This window comes from Paraburkholderia sediminicola (assembly GCF_046030555.1).
Lineage (GTDB): Bacteria > Pseudomonadota > Gammaproteobacteria > Burkholderiales > Burkholderiaceae > Paraburkholderia > Paraburkholderia sediminicola_E.
On the sequence record NZ_JAQQCH010000001.1, the window covers coordinates 167,088 to 186,725 of the forward strand.

At 62.4% G+C, this 19,638-nt stretch carries 16 protein-coding genes and 3 tRNA genes; 6 read left to right on the plus strand and 13 right to left on the minus strand.

The window, feature by feature from the left end; genetic code table 11:
- Window positions 1-199 precede the first annotated feature (199 nt).
- The gene (locus tag PQQ52_RS00765; protein ID WP_408205944.1) at window positions 200-2,077 is read left to right on the plus strand and encodes an ABC transporter ATP-binding protein; all 1,878 of its coding nucleotides are present in this window, start codon (window positions 200-202) and stop codon (window positions 2,075-2,077) included.
- Window positions 2,078-2,271: 194 nt separating this feature from the next.
- On the opposite strand, the gene PQQ52_RS00770 is transcribed toward PQQ52_RS00765, so the two are convergent.
- The 3 genes from PQQ52_RS00770 to PQQ52_RS00780 all read right to left on the minus strand — a co-directional run bounded on the left by PQQ52_RS00770 (window position 2,272) and on the right by PQQ52_RS00780 (window position 5,116).
- Window positions 2,272-2,736, minus strand: coding sequence for a DUF2214 family protein (locus PQQ52_RS00770; protein ID WP_408205946.1), 465 nt, complete (start codon window positions 2,734-2,736; stop codon window positions 2,272-2,274).
- Between the two features lie 172 nt (window positions 2,737-2,908).
- Complete coding sequence (locus tag PQQ52_RS00775; protein WP_408205948.1) at window positions 2,909-3,763, minus strand: hypothetical protein; 855 nt, start codon at window positions 3,761-3,763, stop codon at window positions 2,909-2,911.
- 288 nt (window positions 3,764-4,051) lie between these two features.
- Entirely contained in the window at window positions 4,052-5,116 is a 1,065-nt protein-coding gene (locus PQQ52_RS00780) for a glycosyltransferase family 4 protein (RefSeq protein ID WP_408205950.1), read from the minus strand.
- 692 nt (window positions 5,117-5,808) lie between these two features.
- On the opposite strand from PQQ52_RS00780, the gene PQQ52_RS00785 reads away from it, so the two are divergent.
- A complete protein-coding gene (locus tag PQQ52_RS00785; RefSeq protein ID WP_408205952.1) occupies window positions 5,809-7,644 on the plus strand; it encodes an ABC transporter ATP-binding protein in 1,836 nt (611 codons plus the stop codon).
- A gap of 95 nt (window positions 7,645-7,739) precedes the next feature.
- Here the strand turns inward: PQQ52_RS00785 and otsA are convergent, their stop codons facing one another.
- Together otsA and otsB are read right to left on the minus strand one after the other, a co-directional pair.
- Complete coding sequence (gene otsA / locus PQQ52_RS00790) at window positions 7,740-9,200, minus strand: alpha,alpha-trehalose-phosphate synthase (UDP-forming) (protein WP_408205954.1); 1,461 nt, start codon at window positions 9,198-9,200, stop codon at window positions 7,740-7,742.
- Window positions 9,201-9,255: 55 nt separating this feature from the next.
- Window positions 9,256-10,005, minus strand: coding sequence for a trehalose-phosphatase (gene otsB, locus PQQ52_RS00795; RefSeq protein ID WP_408205956.1), 750 nt, complete (start codon window positions 10,003-10,005; stop codon window positions 9,256-9,258).
- Window positions 10,006-10,467: 462 nt separating this feature from the next.
- On the opposite strand from otsB, the gene PQQ52_RS00800 reads away from it, so the two are divergent.
- Genes PQQ52_RS00800 through PQQ52_RS00810 form a run of 3 tightly spaced genes read left to right on the plus strand, consistent with a single transcriptional unit; the run spans window position 10,468 to window position 12,429 of the window.
- Window positions 10,468-11,055: an SCO family protein gene (locus PQQ52_RS00800; RefSeq protein WP_408206758.1), complete on the plus strand. Its 588-nt coding sequence runs from the start codon at window positions 10,468-10,470 to the stop codon at window positions 11,053-11,055.
- An 18-nt stretch (window positions 11,056-11,073) separates the two neighbouring features.
- Window positions 11,074-11,535 carry a copper chaperone PCu(A)C gene (locus PQQ52_RS00805; protein ID WP_408205958.1) on the plus strand — a complete coding sequence of 154 codons (462 nt, stop codon included), beginning with the start codon at window positions 11,074-11,076 and terminating at the stop codon, window positions 11,533-11,535.
- A 9-nt stretch (window positions 11,536-11,544) separates the two neighbouring features.
- Entirely contained in the window at window positions 11,545-12,429 is an 885-nt protein-coding gene (locus tag PQQ52_RS00810) for a cytochrome c oxidase assembly protein (RefSeq protein ID WP_408205960.1), read from the plus strand.
- Between the two features lie 75 nt (window positions 12,430-12,504).
- On the opposite strand, the gene PQQ52_RS00815 is transcribed toward PQQ52_RS00810, so the two are convergent.
- From PQQ52_RS00815 to uvrC, 8 genes are all read right to left on the minus strand, one after another.
- Window positions 12,505-13,011 carry a GNAT family N-acetyltransferase gene (locus PQQ52_RS00815; RefSeq protein ID WP_408205962.1) on the minus strand — a complete coding sequence of 169 codons (507 nt, stop codon included), beginning with the start codon at window positions 13,009-13,011 and terminating at the stop codon, window positions 12,505-12,507.
- A 74-nt stretch (window positions 13,012-13,085) separates the two neighbouring features.
- Complete coding sequence (locus PQQ52_RS00820; protein WP_408205964.1) at window positions 13,086-13,844, minus strand: TraB/GumN family protein; 759 nt, start codon at window positions 13,842-13,844, stop codon at window positions 13,086-13,088.
- Between the two features lie 46 nt (window positions 13,845-13,890).
- Window positions 13,891-14,295: a hypothetical protein gene (locus PQQ52_RS00825; RefSeq protein WP_408205966.1), complete on the minus strand. Its 405-nt coding sequence runs from the start codon at window positions 14,293-14,295 to the stop codon at window positions 13,891-13,893.
- A gap of 176 nt (window positions 14,296-14,471) precedes the next feature.
- Window positions 14,472-14,545 (minus strand) — tRNA-Cys (locus tag PQQ52_RS00830).
- A 104-nt stretch (window positions 14,546-14,649) separates the two neighbouring features.
- Window positions 14,650-14,725, minus strand: a tRNA-Gly gene (locus PQQ52_RS00835).
- A gap of 62 nt (window positions 14,726-14,787) precedes the next feature.
- Window positions 14,788-14,863, minus strand: a tRNA-Gly gene (locus tag PQQ52_RS00840).
- Between the two features lie 225 nt (window positions 14,864-15,088).
- Complete coding sequence (gene pgsA, locus PQQ52_RS00845) at window positions 15,089-15,682, minus strand: CDP-diacylglycerol--glycerol-3-phosphate 3-phosphatidyltransferase (RefSeq protein WP_325046140.1); 594 nt, start codon at window positions 15,680-15,682, stop codon at window positions 15,089-15,091.
- A 186-nt stretch (window positions 15,683-15,868) separates the two neighbouring features.
- On the minus strand, window positions 15,869-18,091 hold the full coding sequence (gene uvrC / locus PQQ52_RS00850) for an excinuclease ABC subunit UvrC (protein ID WP_408205968.1): 2,223 nt from the start codon (window positions 18,089-18,091) through the stop codon (window positions 15,869-15,871).
- 258 nt (window positions 18,092-18,349) lie between these two features.
- Between uvrC and earP the strand changes: the two genes are divergently transcribed.
- Complete coding sequence (gene earP / locus PQQ52_RS00855; RefSeq protein ID WP_408205970.1) at window positions 18,350-19,543, plus strand: elongation factor P maturation arginine rhamnosyltransferase EarP; 1,194 nt, start codon at window positions 18,350-18,352, stop codon at window positions 19,541-19,543.
- Window positions 19,544-19,638 lie beyond the last annotated feature (95 nt).

A 19,638-nucleotide genomic window follows, 5' to 3' on the forward strand; every position in this document is an offset into this window, starting at 1 on the left:
CCATTCTCGCGACTTTAAGTTCGTCGCGTCGTCGCTCACGCGGTTCTGCCTGAACAGGCGGTCCGCGCAAATTCCAGACAGTCCGTAGTCTCGTTGCCGGCATCGTTGTCGACGACACATCCCGACTTGCTTGGCTGTCTCTTCCTTTCGCTTTCTGACTGGAACCTCGGTGCGCTCGCGCGCCACCGGGTCGTGGCAAATGACTAGAAAAAAACTCGACTTTCGCGGACAAGCCTTCAGGGATGTCCTCGGCTTCACCTTCCGTCACTGGGCCAAACAGCCTCGGCGCATCTTCGCAATTGCCGCGCTGGCGCTGCTCTCGGCATTGGCGGACATATTCACGCCCATGTTCGCCGGACGGCTTGTCGACGCGATCGCATCCGGCTCGGCCGGCGACGCCGTCGCGTGGCACGCTGCGATTACTGCCTTCTGCGTGCTGGGCGCGCTTGGGCTCGGCGCCACGCTGCTTCTCCAGTGCGTGTTCTTCAACCTCATCAGGCTGACCCTCAAGATGATGAGCGACATCGCTGCGAATGCGTTTCATCGCGTGCAACGCTTTTCGACGGACTGGCACGCCAACAGCTTCGCCGGATCCACCGTGCGCAAGATCACGCGCGGCATGTGGGCGCTCGATCTGCTCAACGACACGCTGCTGGTCGCGCTGTTGCCGTCGCTGACCATGCTGGTCGGCGCAACGGTGCTGCTCGGCTGGCACTGGCCGATGATGGGCACGGTCGTCGGTATCGGCTCGGTGCTGTATATCGCGGTAACCGTGGCCATGTCGCTCGGCGTCGTTGCCCCCGCCGCTCGTCTCGCTAACGCGTGGGACACGCGCATGGGCGGCGCCCTCGCTGACGCCGTCAGCTGCAACGGCGTGGTGAAGGCGTTCGGCGCCGAAGAGCGCGAAGAAGTGCTGCTCGAGCGCGTGATCGGCAAATGGCGTCATCGCACGCGCCGCACGTGGACACGCGGCACGATCAACGGCGGCTTGCAAGGTGGCATGCTGGTGGCAATCCAGGCCTCCATTCTCAGTGTCGCGTTGCTGTTGTGGGTGCGCGGTGAAGCGAGCGTTGGCGACATCACGTTCGCGCTGACGATGTTCTTCATGCTGCAAGGTTATCTGCGCGATGTAGGTATGCACATCCGCAACCTGCAGCGTTCGGTCAACGACATGGAAGAACTGGTATCGCTGGAAAACCAGCCGTTAGGTATCGAGGACCGCCTCGGCGCGGGCCCGATCGCGATCGGCAAAGGCGAGATTCGCTTCGAGCACGTGACCTTCCACTACGGTACGAAAGCCGCGCCGCTCTATGACAACTTCTCCGTGCGTATCGCGCCGGGAGAACGCGTTGGGCTAGTCGGGCATTCGGGTTCTGGGAAGACCACTTTCATCAAACTGATCCAGCGGCTGTACGACATTTCCGAAGGCCGGATCACGATCGACGGGCAGGACATTTCCCGTGTGCGGCAGGCGTCGTTGCGCAGCCAGATCGCGATCGTTCAGCAGGAGCCGGTGCTGTTTCACCGCTCGCTGGCGGAGAACATCGCCTATGCACGTCCCGGCGCGAGCCGCGCTGAGATCGAACGCGCCGCACGGCTCGCCAGTGCGCACGACTTTATTGCGACACTGCCTCAAGGCTACGACACGCTGGTGGGTGAACGGGGCATCAAGCTCTCAGGTGGCGAACGTCAGCGCGTGGCTATCGCACGGGCGTTTCTCGCGGACGCGCCGATCCTGATTCTGGACGAAGCGACCTCGAGCCTCGACAGCGAAAGCGAAGTGCTGATCCAGCACGCCATGGAGCGACTGATGGTCGGCCGCACGACGTTGGTGGTGGCGCACCGTCTTTCCACCGTGCGAGCGCTGGACAGGCTGCTGGTGCTGGACAAAGGCAAAGTCATCGAGGAAGGCAGTCACGAGGCGTTGATCAGACTCGAGAACGGCCTGTACAGGCGGTTGTTCGAACGTCAGGCACTGGAGTTGATAAAGGGCTTGAGCGATTCGGAGGGTAAGCACAAGACCGACGGCGCGAAGGCGAATCGGCTCGATGATTCAAGCCTGGTGGTAGAGAAGTAAATTGCTGCAAGCGTGCGGAGCGTCACGCAGAAGCCGCCGGTAAGAGGCGTTTTCTGCTGGCGTTACGCACGCCCTCCTTCGTTCACCCACGACGTTCGTCGCGCAAGCCAATTGACGGTACTGCATGTGTTCGGCGCGTCGCCGTCCAATGCAACGACGAACGCAATCGAACCGCCCAGCGTTTCAACGCGCGACTAGACCACGCCCGCAGGCAGTCCGATACCGCGCGCCATACCGGTAGCCGCGAACACCATCAACACCAGCAGCACCGTCTGGATTACGCTGAGATGCGCATACAAACGCGCTTTTCGCAAATCGGGCGGGGCGCCTTTTCTGATTGAGGCGCGCCAACGCATCAGCGCGAGCATTGACGGAACTTCGAGGATGAGTATCAGCACGAGCAACGTCATCTTGACGTGAAAGAGCGGCTCATGCAGGTAATAGTCGGCGCCCTTTTCGAAACCGCCGAAGGCGCGCATCAGACCGGTGACGATCAGCACCAACGCCGAAATACCCCATCTCGTGTCGGCACGAAATACGGATCGCAACGCAGCGGGCACGCTGGCTCGCCGCAGCGCCCAGGTGCGCCGGAGAATCGACGCGAGGGCAAAGCCATAAGCTAGCAGATGAAGGGCGGCAAGCAACCAGCGAACCAGCATAGCGACTCCTGCAAACGACGCAATACGATCGACGTATGTTCCACTCGCCCACTGGAAACGCCGGGCGGCACTTCTTCTCATTATTATCGACTACAGCTCACTTTACGACGCCGGCTTCAACCCGACGCCGGCTTCAACCGCCACACGTGTCCGACTGAACAATGCGGCAGATTCAGACTTGCTGCAACGACGTGTCGAGCGCGCGCGCCGCGACCCGATCGCCCTCGGTAGTCAGTGCGGTGCGAAACACGGTCTGCCGATTGTGGCCTGCCGCAGCCGGCGAATCCCACAGCAATTCGATTTTCGGACGTCGGCCGAAACCACTGCGAGCCAGCGCAGGCGCGCCTGCCGAGCTGAGCGGCGCAGCGGGCCCACCCGGCTCACCGGCGACACCGAACGCCACCGTGGGAGCCGGTGTCGGCCTCGCGCTCCCGCCTTGACCCGCCGCCCATCGCACGGACAATTCGCGGGCATCGTACTGCCCCACCTTGCGACGCTCGGCCCAAACGATCACGGTACGTGTGGCCGGATCGAGCGCGACCGCATAGCGGCCAATCGCAAAGCGTCGCGCGGCGATATTGGTTCGCCACAGTGCGCGCGGCCGGCAAATCCACACAACTGCCGCGTACAACGCCGGTGCCGCCAACAGCCAGCCGTTGGTGGCCGCCACCGCCTGCGCGGCACGCCGCCAACCGGCGCTCGCCGCAAACGCGCCGACCGACCAGACCGCAAACAGGAATCCGAGGAAAGCAAACAGGCGCAGCGCTTGCCGCAGCCATTGCGGCAACGGATGCAACGGACGCTCGGCCACGGCACGCGCGCCCGGCAGGAAGATCAGCAGGAATAGGAACACCAGGTTGACGCACGCCCACGGCGAGGACGCCATCGCCGACAGCGACGAGCCCAGGTCCATCTGCGCCATCGAAAAAAGCCAGCGAGCGAGGAGCACGAGACCGATAGCGCGCAGCGCGAAAATCGTTCCGGCGCCGGGCGCCGCGGTCGCACGCGTCTCTTTCGTTCTCGCCAAGGCATCCTCCTGTCGTCGGCGGCGCCGCAGCCAATTTGCGGCACGGCCATTATAGGGATATTACGGAGACAGGCTCATGCTTGCCGGTCCCAAAACCGTTCTTTCTGCCGCTGACGCGCCAAAACGCGGCGCTCATGCAACAACGCCCCGTGAGCAACATGCACGCGGGGCGTTCCTGGGGCGCAGCCGGACCATCTGATCGCTGGGGGCGCCGAGCTGGGGGTGCCGAGCTGGAAGCGCCGAAAGCGCTCCAGCAAGGCTGACCCGACTGCCTTTACTTACCGCACATTAGCTGGCGTTGACTTCGCGCAGCACCGTGCGATGCTTCTGACGCAGCAGCTCTTCGTAGGTGGCGACGTAGTTTTGCGCCATGACCTTCGACGAGAAACGCGATTCAAACGCCGCACGCACCTTGGCACGCGGCAGCGTGTGCAGACGCTTCACAGCGGCAACCGCGCTGATTTCGTCTTCCACGACGAAACCCGACACGCCGTTTTCGATCACTTCCGGCACCGAACCGCGATTGAACGCGACGACCGGCGTACCGCACGCCATGGCTTCGATCATCACCAGACCGAAGGGCTCCGGCCAGTCGATCGGGAACACCAGTGCATGCGCGTTGCCGAGAAATTCACGCTTTTCGGCTTCGCCGATTTCGCCAATGTATTCGACGTGCGGGAGCGCCATCAGCGGCTTGATCACTTCTTCGTAATAGGCACGGTCGGCCTTGTCGATCTTGGCGGCGACCTTGAGCTTCATGCCTGCCTGGCCGGCGATGCGGATCGCGCGGTCGAGACCCTTCTCCGGCGAGACGCGGCCGAGGAATGCGAGGTAGCCCGGCTCGACGTCCTTGATCGGCGTGAGCACGTTTTCCGGCAGACCGTGATAAACGGTTTGCAGCCAGTTCGCCTGTTGCAGCGGGATGCGCTGGTTGTCCGAAATCGACACCACCGGCACGTCGCTGAACGTATTGAAGATCGGTTGCAGTTCCGGCAAATCGAGACGGCCGTGCAGCGTGGTCAGGAACGGCACCGGCTGGCGGGCGAACAGCGAGAACGGGTAGTAATCGATGTGGAAATGCAGCACGTCGAATTCGTCCGCGCGGCGGCGCACTTCTTCGAGCAGCAGCATGTGCGGTGCCATCACGTCGCGGATGGTCGGGTCGAGGCGCAGCGCCTGCGGCCAGAAGGCTTCGAGTTTCGCCGAGGTTTGCGAATCGCCGCTTGCGAAAAGCGTAACGTCATGGCCCTGCTCAACCAGCGCTTCGGTCAAGTTGGACACTACGCGTTCCGTACCACCGTAAAGCTTGGGAGGAACCGCCTCGTGCAAGGGAGCGATTTGAGCGATTCGCATAATGAAGAACTCCTCGTAAAAAATCAGGCAAAAATACTGCGTTTGGTAAAAGCGACTCGCTTGCTCGCCAGGGCAGTCTGGCCGGATATGCCGGCGCGGGCCTGATTCTTTCGAGAAATCCTGCGATGGATCGCTTGGGTAGTGAGCCCAGTTCAGCTGTTCGCTGTCTGCGCATGTGCCGGTAAACGCACACATGGCACCTACGTTGACAAACTGTCAGAAATTTCGGTGGGCCAACAAAGCATGCATTATCGGTGCCGGGCATCTCGCTGCACCACAACATTTCAAAGTCTTTACGTTGTTACAAAGGTGAAACACTTTACAAACCCTTGTTTTATAAGACAGTTCTACAGTAGCAACTGACTTGCAACGCTGACCCGAAGGCGGCAGCTGTAAGCTCCTGTGTCAACTTTGCCGGCAGGCATTGAAGAATTGCCGCACCGCAGTTGAATGCAATTTGTAATTATATCCCGAAATATTCCGCAACCTGCGTGAACCACCGCTTCATTGGCGGGTCGAGCAACAGTAGGTCGCGGTCGTCTATCGCGAAATCAGTCGCGCCATTGCCCGGATACACAGGGCGCAATCGCTTTTGCATGTTTACAATGCGAAGCATCGGCTTCGCGGCGAAAGCTTTTGCTGTGGCCCATGCCTTGCATGCACAACCTGAACACACCAAACCTCACGATCAATTGGAACACTTAACCATCGCCCAGCGTAATGCCGAGAACGCAAAGCTTGCGAGCTATGCGCATAGGCCACTTGCGTTTCTTTTCCGCTTTATCCGCCGCCATCCGCTCGCGCATGCGATCGTCCTATGCAGCGTGTTTGCGGCCGTGGGCTGTGCGCTCGCTTCGCAATACGCGATCAAGCATCTGATCGACGTGCTAGGCGAAGGCCGGCATCATCCCGGTCCGCTGTGGGGCGCGTTCGCCATCCTGGTCGGCCTGATCGCCGCCGACAACATGCTTTGGCGGGTCGGCGGCTGGGTTGCCGCGCATACGTTCGTCGCTGTCACGGGCGACTTGCGGCGCGACCTGTTCCAGTATTTGAGCGGCCACTCGCCGACTTACTATTCGGAGAAACAGCCGGGCATGCTGGCGAGCCGCATCACGGCAACGTCGAATGCGGTTTACACCGCCGAAAACACCACCGCCTGGAACGTGTTGCCGCCTTGTATCGCGGTGCTCGGCGCCATTGTCATGATCATCGCCGTGAATCCGCTGATGGCGGGCGGCCTGATGCTGTGCTCAGCCATTCTGTCGGTCGTGCTCTACAAACTCGCCGGGCGTGGCTCGGCGCGGCATCACCATTTCGCCACGAAAGCCGCGTCGGTGGACGGCGAGCTGGTCGACGTGATCAGCAACATGGGCCTCGTGCGCGCCTTCGGCATGACGTTTCGCGAACAGCAGCGTTTCGGCGCGACCGTCAAAGCGGAAATGGAAGCGCGCCAGCAGAGCCTGCTTTATCTGGAAAAGCTGCGCCTGCTGCATGCCGTGATTACCGCACTGCTGTCGGCGGGCTTGCTCGGCTGGGCGCTGTGGCTGTGGGATCAAGGCAAGGCGACCTCTGGCGACATCGTGCTGGTCAGCTCGCTCGGCTTCACGATTCTGCACGGCACGCGCGATCTGGCGGTGGCGCTGGTCGACGTCACGCAGCACGTCGCGCGGCTCGCGGAGGCCGTTCGCACCCTGCTCGAGCCGCACGGCATGCCGGACCGCGACGGCGCCACCGAACTCGTGCCGCAAGGCGGTCGGGTCGATTTTGAAGCGGTGACGTTTGCCTACCCACGCCGCCGGCCGATTCTCGATCACTTCGATCTGCATATCCAGCCGGGCCAGCGAGTCGGCCTGATCGGCAAGTCGGGCGCGGGCAAATCCACCGTGCTGGCGCTGCTGCAGCGTTTCTACGAGACGCAGGGCGGTGCAATCAAGATCGACGGCCAGGACATCGCCACGATCACCCAGGACAGCCTGCGCCATACAATTGCGCTGGTGCCCCAGGATATCTCGCTGTTCCATCGCACGGTGTACGAGAACATCGCTTATGGCCGCCCTGAAGCGAGCCGGGAAGAAGTGATCGCTGCCGCGCGCGAAGCCCGCTGCAGCGATTTCATCGAAGCCATGCCGGAAGGGTTCGACACGATCGTCGGCGACCGTGGGGTCAAGCTGTCCGGCGGACAGCGCCAGCGGATCGCGATTGCGCGCGCGATCCTGAAGAACGCGCCGATCCTGCTGCTCGACGAAGCCACTTCGGCGCTCGACAGCGCATCGGAAGAAGCGATCCAGAAGGCGCTCGACCGGCTGATGGTAGGCCGCACGGTGATTGCAATCGCGCACCGGTTGTCGACGCTGAATAACTTTGACCGGATCATCGTGATGAGCCAGGGCAAGGTGATCGACGACGGCAGTCCCGAAGAGTTGCGCCAGCGCCCAGGCCTGTATCGCGATCTGCTTTCGAAGCAGTACGGCAAAGGCACGACGTTGCATGTCGGCGGCAAGAAGGTGGACGAGCAGCACGTGGTCTAAGCAACGCCCTCCGCTACTTCAGCAACAAACAGAAAAGCCGCTTTTCAGCGGCTTTTCTGTTTTCCCGGGCACTTGTAATCGGCCTGAATCACCGCCTATCCGGCCAAAGTTTCGCGCGCAGTTTTCTTGCCCGATCCAGCACGCACCTTCACAGTTCTGGTGCTCCGCGCACCATCGACGCTCTGAAGATCGCGCATGAAGTTATCGCGCCACACCGACACATTGTTCTCGCGCAGTTGCACCATCATGTCGCGATGACGCGCCTGACGCTCCGCAAGCGGCATTTCCAGCGCGTTGGCAAGCGCCTCGGCCATACCGTCGATATCCACCGGATTCACGATCAATGCGCCATCCAGTTCCTGCGCGGCGCCGGCAAAGCGTGACAGCACGAGCACGCCCGGATTGTCCGGATCCTGCGCCGACACATACTCCTTGGCGACGAGGTTCATACCGTCGCGCAACGGCGTGACATAGCCGACATGCGCCGTACGAAACAGCGCGGCAAGCACCGAACGCTCGTACTGCTTGTGGATGTAGAGAATCGGCGTCCAATCCAACTCGGCGAAGCGGCCATTGATACGCCCCGACTCCCCTTCGAGTTGCAGGCGGATGTCCTGATAGGCGTGCATGTCGGCCCGCGTTGGTGGCGCGATTTGCAGGAACGACACCTTGTTGCGTTGCGCGGTGAAGTGTTCCAGCAACCGCTCGAATGCACGAAAACGCTCGACCAGCCCCTTCGAATAATCGAGGCGGTCCACGCTCATGATCAGCTTGCGCGAATGCAGCGCCGTCTTCATGGTGCGCACCGGCTTGCCGCGCTCGCCCGCTTTCGCGAGCTCGGCGATTTCGTCCGGATAAACGCCGATCGGATAAGCCGCCGCGCGCAAGGTGCGACCGAATGCATGGACGCTCAGCGGGCCGCGGGCCGACACGTCGACCGTGCCGTTGGCCTCGTTGACGATGTAATCGCAGAACGCCCGCAAATCCGGCGCGGTCTGAAAACCGAGCAGATCGAACGAACACAGCGCTTTAACCAGCTCACGATGCGGCGGCACCGCCAGCAACACCTGCGAAGCCGGAAACGGAATATGCAGAAAGAAGCCGATGCGATTCTTCACGCCGGCAGCGCGTAACGCCTCGGCGAATGGGATCAGGTGATAGTCGTGGACCCAGATCACGTCGTCTTCGCGTAGTAGCGGTACGAGTTGCTGGGCAAGCCACGCATTGACGCGGCAATAGCCTTCGAAGTCATGCCGGTCGTACTGCAGCAGATCGGCGCGATAGTGGAACGCGGGCCACAGTGTGGCGTTCGAGAAACCGCGGTAGTACTGGTCGTAGTCGCGGCGCATCAGCGCGATGGTCGCGAAGGTCACCGGCCCGCGCTCTTCGACCTTGATTTGCGGCTGACCCGAGCTGAGCACGTCGCCACTCCAGCCGAACCACATGCCGCCGGTTTCCTTCAGCGCGTCGTACACGCCAACCGCCAGACCGCCCGCGGCCGGACCGCCTTCCGAAATAGGTGCGACCCGGTTCGATACGATGATCAGTCGGCTCATGAAGCGCGGTTCCCGATGCAGTAAGTCATGTACGTTGAACGATACGGCCTGACCATCACGCGCCGCGCGCGGCCGCGACAATCGATTCCAACCAGTCGAGCAGCGCCGTTACCGAGTCGACCCGGGTATGCGCCATCGTATCGCCCGCACCCACCTTGATCGACAGGCCACCGCGCTCATTGACGATGGCAAAGCCTTTCTCGTCAGTCAGATCGTCACCCGCAAACACCGGCGTACGGCCGACAAACGGCGGCTCTTCCAGGAACGCGCGCATCGCGCGACCCTTGTCGACATCTTTCGGCTTGATTTCGTAGACCATCTTGCCCGGCTGCAACACATACGAGCCGGGGTAATCGGCAACCAGCCGCTCGGTCGCCTCGCGCGCCACCGGCTCGCGGTCGGGCGCGTTGCGATAGTGCAGCGCCAGCGCCGCGCCTTTGATCTCGAGCAGCATGCCGGGATGTTCGTTGACGACCTGCGCGAGCACTTGCTCCATGCGCAACAGGCGCTCGTCGTGAAACCCGATGCGCTGCGTGTCGCCGTTCGCGTCGCGCCGTTCGGCGCCGTGCAGACCGGCGATCGGCAGATCGGGCATGCCGAGAAAACCGTCGATGCTGTCAATGCCGCGACCCGACACGATCGCGACCGCACCGTTCGTGAGACTGCGCAACTCGCTCAGTAACGCGCTCACGCGCGGTTGCACCAGCACGCCGTCCGGCGTGGGCGCGAGTTCGACGAGCGTACCGTCGAAGTCGAAGAAAAATGCCGTCTCGCTCGGAGACAGAACAGCCGGAAGTGCTTGCATCGGTTAATTTTGCCTTTCAGCCTTCTGCGGCCGGAAAAGTGTGCGCATCTTACCGCGCATCCGTCAATTTTTCGAGAAAGTAAGCCAGGACACAAGCCTGGCCGGACAACCCGGCCGATGCCGCTCACGATTGCGTTCAAAAAGAGAACAATCCGGCTTCAGCCAGCTTTCAGCCGCCTGCGTCAAATTGCCTCGCAAACCGCGCGCCCGCGGGCGCTGCACGACGTCATCGGACATTTTGCGATACAGTCCAGTCGCAGCCACGCAGACCATTGCAGTGACGACCATATTTGCACACTATGACGGGCTGCGCGCTTTGCACGAACCACGCTGCGTCCATTCACGGGCAGCGTCACGCGCCGCTATTCAATCGAGTCATTGAACCCTGCTTTGTTCCCCGTCCTCTCGTCCCGCCATCAGCAGCTGAACCTCGTTACGCCACGACGCTCGTGGCCCGGGCGCCTGTTCGCGCTGACCGTCGTGGTGGGCGTGCTCGGGGCGCTGACCGGCTGCACGCATCGCGCCGAACCGTTCCAGTTGACCAACGTAACCGGTCACCTGCCGGACCTCGATTTCACGCTGACCGGCGACGACGGCCGCGCCGTCACCGGCGATTCGTTTAAAGGCCGCACCTCGCTCGTCTACTTTGGCTATACACATTGTCCGGATGTCTGCCCTGAAACGATGGGCCGTCTGATGCAGGTACTCGGCAAACTCGGCCCGGATGCGCAAAAAGTGCGCATCCTGTTCATCACCGTCGACCCTGCACGCGACACGCCCAAAGCCCTGCACGACTACGTCGGCGCCTTCGACTCGCAACACGCCGAAGGCCTGACCGGCACCAACTGGCAGATCGAGTCGCTCGCCAAGCGGTACCGGGTTGCCTATCAGATGGAAAAGCGCGACCCCAGCGGCAACTACGAAGTCACCCATAGCTCGGCCGTCTACGTGTTCGACCCGCAAGGCCATGCGCGCCTGCTCGCCACCGATCACGATACCCCCGATACGATCGCACAGGACCTGCGCCGTATCATTGATGACCGTTCCTGACCTTTCCTGAGTTCATCCATGTCGATCAAGATCAAAACTCTCGCCGCACTGAGCTGCACCGTCGCCCTCTCGTTCGGTTTTGCCCCGATCGCGAACGCCGCCGGCGCTCAGGCGATCAGCGTCAAGGACGCGTGGGTACGCTGGTTGCCGAACAACCTCCCCGCCGCCGGCTACGTGACGCTGGTGAACGCGAGCGACAAGCCGGTCGACCTCGTCGATATTTCCAGCAACGACTACGGCGACGCAATGCTGCATCAGACCGTATCGAACGGTTCGACGCAAAAGATGGTGATGGTCGACAAGCTGACGGTACCCGCGCACGGCCAGGTAGCGATTGCGCCAGGCGGCTATCACGTGATGCTCGAAGACGCGAAGCACAAGGTCGCACCGGGCGACACCGTGCATCTCACGCTGAAGTTCTCCGACGGCGAAACGCTCGATACGCCATTCGCCGTCAAGTCACCCGCCCAGACCAAGTAACGCCCTGCGATGAACCTGCTCTACTGGCTCGATCCCTGGGAGTTTTCGCCGACCGTCGTGATCGCCTTGCTGGTGCCGGCGATCCTTTTCGTGCGCGGCGCGCACAAGGCGAAGGTGTCGATTCCCCGACGCATTTCCTTCTGGTTCGGGCTGGTCGCGTTGTATGTCGCACTGCATACGCGGCTCGATTATTTCTTCGAGCATGAGTTCTTCATGCATCGCGCGCAGCATCTGGTGCTGCATCATCTTGGGCCGTTCTTTATCGCGCTCTCCTATCCGGGCGCCGCGTTGCGCGCGGGCATTCCCTTCAGCTGGCGGCAGCGCTTCGTCAGGCCTGCGCTGGAAACCCCGGTGATACGCAAGCTGCTCGACGTGGTGATGCATCCGGTGGTCGCCGTCACGTTGTTCGTCGGGCTGATCTACTTCTGGCTGATGTCGCCGATCCATTTCGTGGCGATGCTCGACTGGCGGCTTTATCGCGTGATGAACTGGAGCATGGTGATCGACGGCCTGCTGTTCTGGTGGCTCGTGCTCGATCCGCGGCCAGCGCCGCCGGCGCGTTTGTCGCCCGGCAAGCGCGTGCTGGTGGTGATCGCCGCGATTCCGCCGCAGATTATCCTTGGCGCGTTTATCTTCTTTACGCCGCATGAGCTGTATCCGATCTACTCGATCTGCGGCCGTGCCTTCACATGGCTGAGCCCGATGCGCGATCAGCAGATCGGTGGGCTGTTGCTATGGATTCCGGGCTCGATGATGAGCGTAATCGGTGCGCTGGTGGCATTGCGTCACTGGATGCGGCTGTCGGCACGCGGACGTCTGCGCAACGAGCGGCGCGCAAAGGCGACGCAAGGCGTGGCGCAAACCGCGTCAGCGCCTGCGAGCAGCCACCACTGAAAATCTCGAATCGATTGAAGTCGCTGCGTTTGAAGCCGGTCGGCGCGCACGCGCCGAGCCTGGTTGCAGCGTGGCTTAGGCCGAACGCATCCACACGTGCGGGATGCCGTCCTCTTCGTGTATCGCCGACACCGGCGTAAAGCCGAATGCGCCGTAGAAGCCTTGCAGATGCGCCTGCGCATGCAAACGAATCGGCGTACCGGGCCACTGCGAGCGGATATGCGCAAGCGAGCGCTCGAGCATCGCGTTGCCAAGGCCGATACCGCGGAATTCCACTGTTGTCAGTACGCGGCCGATGCGGATATCGGTGTCGTCAGCGTCGGGCAGCAGCACGCGCAGATAGCCCGCGAGCGGTGGGCGCCTGTTGCTGGATGCTTCGCCGGGACCAAAGGCGAACAGGTGCCAGGCATCTGAATCAAGCCCGTCGATATCGCCATACACGCAGTTCTGCTCGACGACGAACACCGCGCTGCGAGCCGCCAGCATTGCATAGACTTCGGCGGTCGTGAGGTCGTCGAACGCTTTCCAGCGCCATTCGAGTTGCGCCAGTCGCGTGGCGGCGGTTTGCTGCGGATCAGTCATGGAAAGTCTTCAAAAGAGGCGCGCCTTAAGGGGCGGCGGCAATGCGGGATTATGCCGCGCGTGGCGGCCTTAGGCTACGGCGCGTCAAATACCGGCTCGACAGGCTGTGCGAGACATTCGATCAGGTTACCGGGCCCGCACAAATGGAGCGCGCCGACCACCACCAATGTCCGTTCCGGTCGGCCGAGCAACGCCGTCAGGCGCGTCGCCCACGCCCGATTGCGGGCATCGAGAATGGCGTGGCGGATGCCGGGCAGGTTGAACATCGGCGATTCGACGGCGATCTGATGCACGGCCGGCAGATCACCATTTAGCCAGGCGGCGTGCATCCGCTCCAGCGTACGCTGCGGCTCGGCGAGATCGGACATCAGCATGCCGAGCGCGGTGCCGACCGCTTCGAGCGGAATCGACTCGAGCGATGCCGCCACGTCCTGCGCGGTCTCAAGATACTGGTACGGTTTCGCTTGCGTCAGCGCCGAGCGCAGCATGCGCGGCTCGACGCCTTCGACGACCTGCTGGAACAGGGTCGGCGCGACAATCAGCGCGGCCCACGGACGCAGATCGACGAGCGGCGCCAACGGACCCTCCGCGGGCCACGCAGCTTGCAGCTGGTTCCAGGCGTCGGCGGGGAGCAAGGGCTGCAACGCGTTGGCACCGCCCAGTGGGTGAGTCTTCAGAAACGGCAGGATCGTCGGCGGATCGGATTCGAAGACCAGCGATTCAGCCCAGTCGTACGCTTCGGCGATCCATGGCGGCGTTCTGCGGCTTGTCGCCGGAAACAGATGCATTGAGCCGAGCAGGCGGATGTTGGTGCCGGTGAGTTGTAGATACATGCAGCCTCGTGGGACGGACAATTGCGCAAAGAGGCAATCGGACTATTCAATCGACGGTGCGCAGCGCGGCGGACCGGCTCGCGGCACCTCGCCAGGCGGTCCGCACCGTGAACGCGGCGAACAGCAGGAAGACAATCTGCGAAAGATACAGGTCCAGGCGGATCGGATGATGCAGCGCGAACCATGAATTGTGCACCACGTCTGTCGCAATGACGGCGACGCAGAGGATCAGTCCTGCTCGCGGACGCAACAGCAGTAGCAGAGCGGTTAGCGGATCAATGAAGAGCAATGACGTCCAGTAGATGCGCGTCAGCGGCGCGGCGCCGCCGTAGTCCCACCACAGCCCGTGGACGAGAGCCACCTGCAGATGTGTCCAGGTGGCGCCGCAGAGGCAGAGCGCGTAAATCAGGCACAAGTAGAAGGAGCGGCGTTCGAGGTTTGGAATATGCATGCCCGGCCAGTTTCACAGTAAGCAGGTATTAGAAAAAAGCCCCGGCGTTAGGGGCTTTTTCTTACTCAGCAAAAGCTGACAGTTTAATCGCACGCATTCCGATCATTCCGTGCTTCACGACGACGCACAAAAAAGAAAAGCCCCGACAAGTCGGGGCTTTTCTTCACATCAACTACTGGAGGCGCGAGCCGGAGTCGAACCGGCCTAAACGGCTTTGCAGGCCGCTGCATAACCGCTTTGCTATCGCGCCGCAAGCGGACTGGAACCTAGCTGCAGATTCTCAGATTTGTCTGGCGGGCAACCGTAAGGACCGGCCCACCAAACAAAAAGGGAAGCGTTGCTTCCCCTTATGTATGGAGCGGGAGACGAGGCTCGAACTCGCGACCTCAACCTTGGCAAGGTTGCGCTCTACCAACTGAGCTACTCCCGCATTGCCCTACTTCACAACGCCTTGCACTTTTACTTCGCCAAACAACGCGTTGCTTCAAAATTTGGAGCGGGAGACGAGGCTCGAACTCGCGACCTCAACCTTGGCAAGGTTGCGCTCTACCAACTGAGCTACTCCCGCATTGTGCTGCTTTTGCCTGCTAACTACTGCCTTGTTACCGCAACTACACTCTTACTGCCACCGACGTCTCAAACTGCGTGCATCGGAGAAACGAGATTATGGAGAATCGACCGAAACGTGTCAACCCCTTTTGCGAATGTCTTTAACTGAAAAGATTTCACTCATGCTTCGGAAATGCTCTGACACGCTTCGGCCGTCCGGCGTTGTCCCTCGATCGTTTTCCAATCAGGCAACGCCGCCCCGCTCGCGGATCTGCGGCCACGCGAGTTTCATGTAATAGAGCATCGACCAGATCGTGAGGAACGCGGCCAGATAGATCAGCCACAGGCCCCAAACACGCGTATCGACATAGACACCGCCGCCGAACGGCAACGGCCCGTAGAACAGCAGCATCGGAATCGCGACCATCTGGCACACGGTCTTGAACTTGCCGAGCGAATTCACCGCGACGCTCTTCGATGCGCCGATCTGCGCCATCCATTCGCGCAGCGCCGAGATTGCAATCTCGCGTCCGACGATCACCAGCGCAATCGCCGAATCGATCCGCGCGAGTTGCACGAGCACCAGCAACGCAGCCGTCACCATCAGCTTGTCGGCAACCGGATCGAGAAACGCGCCGAACGCCGAGGTCTGATTCCATTTTCGGGCCAGAAAGCCGTCGAACCAGTCGGTGAGCGCGGCCAGAATGAAAATCGTCGCGGCCGCGAGATTACGGTGTGCCGGGCTCATCATCATGTCAGGCAAATAAAACACGCCGACGACGAGCGGAATCAGGACGATCCGCAGCCAGGTCAGGAAAATCGGGAAATTAAACGGCATGGGCAGGCGCAGCGTCTGGCAAGGGAGATGCAATTGTGCCGTGTCACAAGGCCTGCCACAAGCAAAGCGGCGCGCGGGGCCTGGCACACGCGCTGCCAAGCACCGCTTATGCGCCGCCTATCGGGCCCTCGCGGTCGCTTATCAGCCTCTCACCTGCCGCCCGTCAGGCAGCGTGACGTACCGCGATCAGTGCAACTGCCGGTAGATCTGCTCGGCAAGCGCCTGCGAAATCCCTTCGACGCTCGCCAGATCCTCGACACTTGCCGCGACCACCCCGCGCAGCCCGCCGAAGCGCGCCAACAGCCGCTGACGCCGCTTCGCGCCCACCCCTTCGAGCTCTTCGAGCCGCGAGGTCTGGCGTGTCTTGCCGCGCTTCGCGCGCATGCCGGTGATGGCGAAACGGTGTGCCTCGTCACGGATCTGCGCGACCAGCATCAGCGCCGCGCTTTCCTTGCCGAGTTCGAGCGCCGCGCGGCCGTCGGCGAAAATCAAGGTCTCGAGGCCGACCTTGCGTCCTTCGCCCTTCGCGACACCGACCAGCATGCCGGTATCGAGACCCAGTTCAGTGAACACCTGGCGTGCGACTTCGACCTGACCCTTGCCGCCGTCGATCAATACGATGGTCGGCAGAATGCCGCCCGCCGCCGCCGGCTCCGCGGCATCCGGTGCGAGTGACGGGTCCGCGGACGCGTCGGTTTGCAATTCCGCGGCTTCGTCCGCAGCGTTCGCAGCCGCTTGCGCGACCATCTTCTCGTAGCGGCGCGTGAGTACCTGGCGCATTGCCGCGTAGTCATCACCCGGCGTGATGCCGGTGATGTTGTAGCGGCGGTATTCGGACGACTGCATCTTGTGATGGTGATACACCACGCACGACGCCTGCGTCGCCTCGCCCATCGTGTGGCTGATGTCGAAGCACTCGATGCGCAGATGCGCGAGGTCGTCGCACTCCATGCCGAGCGTATCGGTGAGCGCGCGTGTGCGGGCCTGCTGCGAGCCCTGTTCCGAGAGCAGGCGTGCGAGCGCGAGCCGCGCGTTCTGCTCGGCCATGGCGAGCCATGCGCGCCGTTGGCCTTGCGGCTGGCGCAGCACCGTCACCTTGTGGCCGGCCTGCTCGATCAACACATCGACCAGCTCGCGTGTGGATGGCGCATGGCTGACCACCAGCACCGGCGGCACGCGATTGCCGATGTAGTGCTGCGCGATGAACGCTTCCAGCACTTCAGACTCAATGCCGCCGGCGATTGCACGGCCCTTGCGCGGCGCCGAGGGCTCGAGATCGGACTCGGACTCGGACTCGGCCGCATCATCCGCTTCGGTCTCGACAGCAGCGTCTGCCTCGTCATCGTCCTCTTCGACCGGCATCTCCCCAGCGATCGCGAGCGCGTCAGCACCATCGGACGATGCGTTCGCGCCGGTTACGGCTTCGGTTGCGGCTTCGTCAGATACCGAGCCTGGGCCGATCGCAGCATCGACCAGCAGGTCATCGCCGTCGCCCTCTTCAAGGCCGCCCTCGCCGACCGTCAACGCGCTTTCCACATGCGCAGGGAAATAAGCCTTGTCACCCAGATGCCGGCCACCGCGCACCATCGCGAGATTCACGCACACGCGCCCGCCGAGTGCGACGACCGCGAGAATATCCACGTCACTATCGCCGCCGACTTCGATCGCCTGCTGATGCAGCACGGTCGACAGCGAGCTCATCTGATTGCGCACCGCCGCGGCCTGCTCGAACTTCAGCTCGCTCGCAAATGCATGCATTTTCTGCTCGAGCTCCTTCATCACTTCGCCCTGCCGGCCGAGCAGAAAGCGCGACGCGTTGGCGACATCGCGTGCGTAATCCTCTTCGCTGATTGCCGCGACACACGGCGCCGTGCAGCGGCCGATCTGATGCAGCAGACACGGCCGCGTGCGGTTGTTGAACACCGAGTCTTCGCAGGTGCGCAACTGGAACACGCGCTGCAGGATCTGGATGCTCTCGCGCACCGCCCACGCACTCGGGAACGGACCGAAGTACTGATTCTTGCGATCCACCGAGCCGCGGTAATACGCCATGCGCGGAAACTTGTGACCGGTCAGCTTGAGATAGGGATACGACTTGTCGTCGCGAAACAGAATGTTGTAACGCGGCGCCAGCGCCTTGATCAGATTGTTTTCGAGCAGCAGCGCTTCAGCCTCCGAGCGCGTGACGGTGGTCTCGACGCGCGCGATGCGCGTCACCATCATCGCGATGCGCGGCGACAGTTGCGTCTTCGTGAAGTAGCTCGAGACGCGCTTCTTGAGATCGCGCGCCTTGCCCACGTAAAGCACCGCGCCCTGCGTATCGTAATAGCGATAGACGCCGGGCAGATGCGGCAATTGGGCGAGCAATTTTTTCGGCTCGAAAACGTCGGTTGCTTCGGGTTCGGTCATGCAGAATCGGTTGGCTGGGACAGTGTCGCGAAGCCTCTGCCCGCGTGCTGCGCGCTGAATGGCCACTTAGGCGCGGAACCGCGGACGAGTGCTTTAGAATCGCCAGTTTAGAGCATTCCGCGCGCGTTCGAACCCTGCTGCGTCGAGCGGCGTGATGCAGCGGTGCAAGGCGGCTCCTGCACCTGATGGCATCGCCCGCCAGCAAGGCCCTGCAGAACCCAAGCACGCCACCCGTTCCACTCTGCGACTCAGGCCACCATGTCCTCCGCTACGCCCCCTGCCGAACAACCCACCACCGCGCCCTCGGCAATCGCCTGCGATATCTTTTGCGCGGTAATCGACAATTTCGGCGACATCGGCGTGTGCTGGCGTCTCGCGCAGCAACTGGCAAGCGAGCATGGCTGGCAGGTGCGTGTGTTCGTCGACGACCTGCATGCGTTCCAGAAGTTGTGCCCGTCGCTGGCGTTGGATCGCGCGCGTCAGGCGGTTGGCGGCATCGTCATCGAACACTGGCACGAACCGGCCCACGCGGGCGATACGCTTGAGGTGGCTGATGTCGTGATCGAGGCATTCGCCTGCGAGTTGCCGCCGATCTACGTCGCCGCGATGGCGCGGCGCGAGCGCGCGCCGGTCTGGTTCAACCTCGAATATCTGAGCGCCGAAGACTGGGTCGCGGATTTCCACCTGCGGCCATCGCCGCATCCCCGCTATCCGCTGACGAAGACCTTCTTTTTCCCGGGACTCGGCCCCGGCACCGGCGGCGTACTGAAGGAACGGCATCTCGACGCCGCGCGCGCGGCTTTCGAGGCGTCGCCAGCGGCGCGCGAAGCGTGGTGGCTGGCGACCACCGGCTTCGCGCCGCCACCGGCCACAGCCACGGTCGTCTCGCTGTTCGCCTACGAAAACCCTGCCGTCGAAAGCCTGCTCGAGCAATGGCGCGACAGCGCCGAGCCGGTCGTTCTACTGGTGCCGGAAGGCCGCATTTCGGGCGCGGTGGCGCGCTTTTTCGACCTGCCTTCGTTTAACGCCGGTTCGCACGCCGAACGCGGCGGCCTCAGCGTCCACGCGCTCGCCTTTACGGAGCAACCCGGCTACGACACGCTGCTGTGGGCCAGCGACATCAATTTCGTGCGCGGCGAAGATTCGTTCGTGCGCGCCCAATGGGCCGCCAAACCCTTTGTCTGGCACATCTACCCCCAAGCCGACGATGCCCATCTGCCGAAGCTCGACGCAGCGCTCGCCCACTATGGCCGCACCCTGCCGGCCGACGCGCGGGACGCCCTCGCGCGTTTCTGGCACGCATGGAACGGCGCGGGCCAGCCGGACTGGGCGGAATTTCAGCGCCACCGGGCGACCTTGAAGCAACGCGCGGCCGAATGGGCCGGCGAACTGGCCAAGGTGGGCGACCTCGCTGGAAATCTGGCCTTGTTCGCAAAAACTCAGTTAAAATAAGCGGTTATCCAACGGCCGACGACGCAAGCGCGGCCCGATCGCAGCGAGTTGCCCTAGGGAATTCATTCGGCAAACGTCAAAAAAGGGACGCATCC